This window comes from Streptomyces sp. NPDC058964 (genome assembly GCF_042741275.1).
Classification (GTDB): Bacteria; Actinomycetota; Actinomycetes; order Streptomycetales; family Streptomycetaceae; genus Streptomyces.
This window is the reverse complement of sequence record NZ_JBHYKH010000615.1, coordinates 1-4,804: the sequence shown is the minus strand read 5'-3', so window position 1 is coordinate 4,804 and position 4,804 is coordinate 1. Positions and strand designations below refer to the sequence as shown.

Here is a 4,804-nt window from a genome sequence, read left to right as displayed (position 1 = left end):
GGACGCCCCTTACACATCGCGCACTACAGGTCAGCTGCAGCCGCTCGTCGAGCCGCAGCCCTCGCAGATGTAGCAGGAACCGGCCCGCTGCATCTTCGTGCCGCAGGAGAAGCACAGCGGGGCGTCGGCCTGGATGCCCAGCTGCATCTCCACCAGCTCGGCACTGGTGTGGGCCTGCTTCGGAGCGGGCTTGGCGACCTCGGCCTCGGCCTTCGGCGTGGCGACGGCCTTCAGCTCCTGGGCGCGCGGTGCCGACTGGGCCAGGCCCTCGACGTCGACCTCGTCCTCGGTGGGCTCGTACGAACCGGTCTCCAGGTGGCGCTGACGCTCCTCGGCGGAGTGGATGCCGAGCGCGGAGCGCGTCTCGAAGGGCAGGAAGTCCAGCGCCAGGCGGCGGAAGATGTAGTCGACGATCGACTGCGCCATCCGCACGTCCGGGTCGTCCGTCATGCCGGCCGGCTCGAAGCGCATGTTGGTGAACTTCGAGACGTACGTCTCCAGCGGCACGCCGTACTGGAGACCGACGGAGACGGCGATGGAGAAGGCGTCCATCATGCCCGCGAGGGTCGAGCCCTGCTTGGACATCTTCAGGAAGACCTCGCCCAGACCGTCGTCCGGATAGGAGTTGGCCGTCATGTAGCCCTCGGCGCCGCCGACCGTGAAGGAGGTGGTGATGCCGGGACGGCCCTTCGGGAGGCGCTTGCGGACCGGGCGGTACTCGACGACCTTCTCGACCTTGGCGGGGGCCTCCTCGGCCTTCGCCTCCGTCTTCTTGTCGTCGTCCTTCTTCTTGGCCGAGAGCGGCTGGCCGACCTTGCAGTTGTCGCGGTAGATCGCGAGCGCCTTGACGCCCATCTTCCAGGCCTCGAAGTAGACCTCCTCGACGTCCTCGACGGTGGCGGTCTCGGGGAGGTTGACCGTCTTGGAGAGGGCGCCGGAGATCCACGGCTGGATCGCGGCCATCATGCGGACGTGGCCCATCGCGGAGATGGAGCGCTCGCCCATGGCGCAGTCGAAGACCTCGTAGTGCTCGAGCTTGAGGCCGGGCGCGTCGATCACATTGCCGTGCTCGGCGATGTGGGCGACGATCGCCTCGATCTGCTCCTCCTGGTAGCCCAGGCGGCGCAGGGCCTGCGGAACGGTGCCGTTGACGATCTGCATCGAGCCGCCGCCGACCAGCTTCTTGAACTTGACCAGGGCGAGGTCGGGCTCCAGGCCGGTGGTGTCGCAGGACATCGCGAGACCGATGGTGCCGGTCGGGGCGATCACGGACGCCTGGGAGTTACGGAAACCGTTCTGCTCACCGAGGCGGGTCACGTCCTGCCAGGCCTCTGTGGCGGCGGCCCAGATCGGCGTGTCCAGGTCGTCCATACGGACGGCCTTGCCGTTGGCGTCGGCGTGCTGCTTCATGACGCGCTTGTGGGCGTCGGCGTTGCGGGCGTAGCCGTCGTAAGCGCCGACGACCGCGGCGAGTTCGGCCGAGCGCTTGTACGAGGTGCCGGTCATCAGCGAGGTGATGGCACCGGCGAGGGCACGGCCACCGTCGGAGTCGTACGCGTGGCCGGTCGCCATCAGCAGGGCGCCGAGGTTGGCGTAGCCGATGCCGAGCTGGCGGAACGCGCGCGTGTTCTCACCGATCTTCTGCGTCGGGAAGTCCGCGAAGCAGATGGAGATGTCCATCGCGGTGATGACGAGCTCGACGACCTTGGCGAAGCGCTCGACGTCGAAGGACTGGGTGCCCTTGCCGTCGTCCTTCAGGAACTTCATCAGGTTCAGCGAGGCGAGGTTGCAGGACGTGTTGTCCAGGTGCATGTACTCGCTGCACGGGTTCGAGCCGTTGATACGGCCGGACTCCGGGCACGTGTGCCAGTGGTTGATCGTGTCGTCGTACTGGATGCCCGGGTCGGCGCAGGCCCAGGCGGCCTCGGCCATCTTGCGGAAGAGGGCCTTGGCGTCGACCTCCTCGATCACCTCGCCGGTCATCCGCGCGCGGAGGCCGAACTTGCCGCCCTGCTCGACCGCCTTCATGAACTCGTCGTTCACACGGACCGAGTTGTTGGCGTTCTGGTACTGGACGGACGTGATGTCGTCGCCGCCCAGGTCCATGTCGAAGCCCGCGTCGCGGAGGGCGCGGATCTTCTCCTCCTCCTTGACCTTGGTCTCGATGAAGTCCTCGATGTCGGGGTGGTCGACGTCGAGGATGACCATCTTGGCGGCACGGCGGGTGGCGCCACCGGACTTGATCGTTCCGGCGGAGGCGTCGGCGCCACGCATGAAGGAGACGGGACCGGAGGCGTTGCCGCCGGAGGAGAGCAGCTCCTTGGAGGAGCGGATGCGGGAGAGGTTCAGGCCGGCGCCGGAGCCGCCCTTGAAGATCATGCCCTCTTCCTTGTACCAGTCGAGGATCGACTCCATGGAGTCGTCGACGGCCAGGATGAAGCAGGCGGAGACCTGCTGGGGCTGCGGGGTGCCCACGTTGAACCACACGGGGCTGTTGAAGCTGAAGATCTGGTGCAGGAGGGCGTACGCCAGCTCGTGCTCGAAGATCTCGGCGTCGGCGGGCGAGGAGAAGTACTTGTAGTCCTCACCGGCCTTCCGGTACGTCTTCACGATGCGGTCGATCAGCTGCCTGAGGCTGACCTCGCGCTGCGGGGTGCCGACGGCACCGCGGAAGTACTTGCTGGTGACGATGTTGACCGCGTTCACCGACCAGAAGTCGGGGAACTCGACGCCACGCTGCTCGAAATTGACCGAGCCGTCGCGCCAGTTGGTCATGACGACGTCACGGCGCTCCCAGTTCACCTCGTCGTACGGGTGTACGCCGGGGGTGGTGTGGATGCGCTCGATACGCAGCCCCTTGCTGGCCTTGGCGCCCTTGGATCGGGAACCTCGTGCCGGACCGCTCGCCGTCTCTGTCATGCCGCCTCCCTGTACGGGCTAAAACGCCCTGAAGTGCCCCGATGTTCCCGTGGCACGGTGTGCTGTCTTGTGTCGCGGGCACCCTCACGATGCCGCCCGCAACAGGTCTCTTCGATCGCCGCCGTCCGGCCGGATCCGGGGTCTCCGCCCGACTCCGGCCCGCCGGTCAGTCGGCGGCGTGGGCGGGCACGCGAACCTGACCGGTCCCGCCGAGCCCGCGCCCGTCTTCCTGACTCCCCGCATCCACGTCTTCGTCGTCCGCGGCGGGGCCTCGCGTGGACTCCCTGAGTTCCGCGATGGCGGCCTCGAAGTCCTCGAGCGAGTCGAACGCCCGGTAGACGGAGGCGAATCGCAGATAGGCGACGAGGTCGAGCTCCTGCAACGGGCCGAGTATGGCCAGTCCCACGTCGTGGGTGGTCAGCTCGGCACTCCCGGTGGCCCGCACCGCCTCCTCGACCCGCTGGCCGAGCTGGGCGAGGGCGTCCTCCGTGACAGGCCGTCCCTGGCATGCCTTGCGCACGCCGTTGATGACCTTGGTACGGCTGAAAGGCTCGGTTACCCCGGACCGCTTGACCACCATGAGCGAGCACGTCTCCACGGTCGTGAAACGACGGGAGCAGTCAGGACACTGGCGGCGCCTGCGGATCGACGTGCCGTCGTCGGTCGTACGACTGTCGACCACGCGGCTGTCGGGGTGCCTGCAGAAGGGGCAGTGCATGATCTCCAACCCTCCTCACAGCAGACTGAACAGCCCCGGGAGACCTCCTGGGCCCCACGGAGCAGCCCCAAGCATAGGCGATCGCAGAGGCATCGAAGACCCGGGGGACCACAACTTGTGGGCCGCTGTAGCAATCCAACCACTAGATGTGGGGATTGGCTGATACACCGACCGTGCACGCGTGTCGCGCGGGCGCGGATCCGCACGTCACGGCGGTGCAGCCCCTGACGGAACACGCGCGCGCACGTGCGTACCCCTGTGGCGCTTACGGAGATACCGTGGGCGCGGCACGGAGGACACGCGGGACTCCGGCACAGAAGGGCACGGGTTCCCGGTCGACGGGGGTCCCGATGGCAGACTTGGGATGCACCCACGAGGTCGCCATCCCGGCGGTGAAGAGTACAACAATGGACTCGTTTGTCCGCCAGGTGCTGCGTTGGCCATACACCTAGGCACGTGATCGCGTCAGGTGAATCGCGGTTTTTCACTCGAACGTGTGTTTGGCGCAACCTTTCGAAAGCAACTACCGTTGTCCAGCAGGGAGACCATCGAGAGGGGCCGACGTGACCACCACCGCAGACAGTGCCACCATCACTGCCCAGGACCGCTCCCAGGGCCGACTCGACCCGGTGCACGCGATGAACGAAGCCACGAATCCCGAGGGGCACAAGCGCTCCCTGCCGGGCCGACCTCCAGGCATCCGGGCGGACAGCTCGGGGCTCACCGACCGACAGCGCCGGGTCATCGAAGTCATCAGGGACTCCGTGCAGCGGCGCGGTTACCCGCCGTCGATGCGGGAGATCGGGCAGGCCGTCGGCCTCTCCAGCACCTCCTCGGTGGCGCACCAACTGATGGCACTCGAGCGCAAGGGCTTCCTGCGCCGCGACCCACACCGTCCGCGCGCGTACGAGGTGCGCGGCTCCGACCAGGCGGTGACGGTGCAGCCGACGGACACCGCCGGCAAGCCCGCCGCTTCCTACGTCCCGCTTGTCGGCCGAATCGCCGCCGGTGGCCCGATCCTCGCCGAGGAGTCGGTCGAGGACGTCTTCCCCCTCCCCCGGCAGCTGGTCGGTGACGGCGAGCTCTTCGTCCTGAAGGTCGTCGGCGACTCCATGATCGAGGCCGCCATCTGCGACGGCGACTGGGTCACCGTCCGCCGCCAGCCGG

Annotated in this window: 3 protein-coding genes; 1 reads left to right on the top strand and 2 read right to left on the bottom strand. The window is 67.6% G+C overall.

Translation table 11 applies throughout. The annotated features are described in order from the left end of the window. Window positions 1-30: 30 nt before the first annotated feature. Complete coding sequence (locus ACFW2E_RS41535; protein WP_384475746.1) at window positions 31-2,919, bottom strand: vitamin B12-dependent ribonucleotide reductase; 2,889 nt, start codon at window positions 2,917-2,919, stop codon at window positions 31-33. A 166-nt stretch (window positions 2,920-3,085) separates the two neighbouring features. After that, window positions 3,086-3,637 (bottom strand): transcriptional regulator NrdR, encoded by a 552-nt coding sequence (gene nrdR, locus ACFW2E_RS41530; RefSeq protein ID WP_384475743.1) that lies wholly within the window; start codon window positions 3,635-3,637, stop codon window positions 3,086-3,088. A 563-nt stretch (window positions 3,638-4,200) separates the two neighbouring features. On the opposite strand from nrdR, the gene lexA reads away from it, so the two are divergent. Beyond that, the coding region (gene lexA / locus ACFW2E_RS41525; RefSeq protein WP_384475740.1) for a transcriptional repressor LexA at window positions 4,201-4,804 on the top strand (604 nt) is incomplete at its 3' end.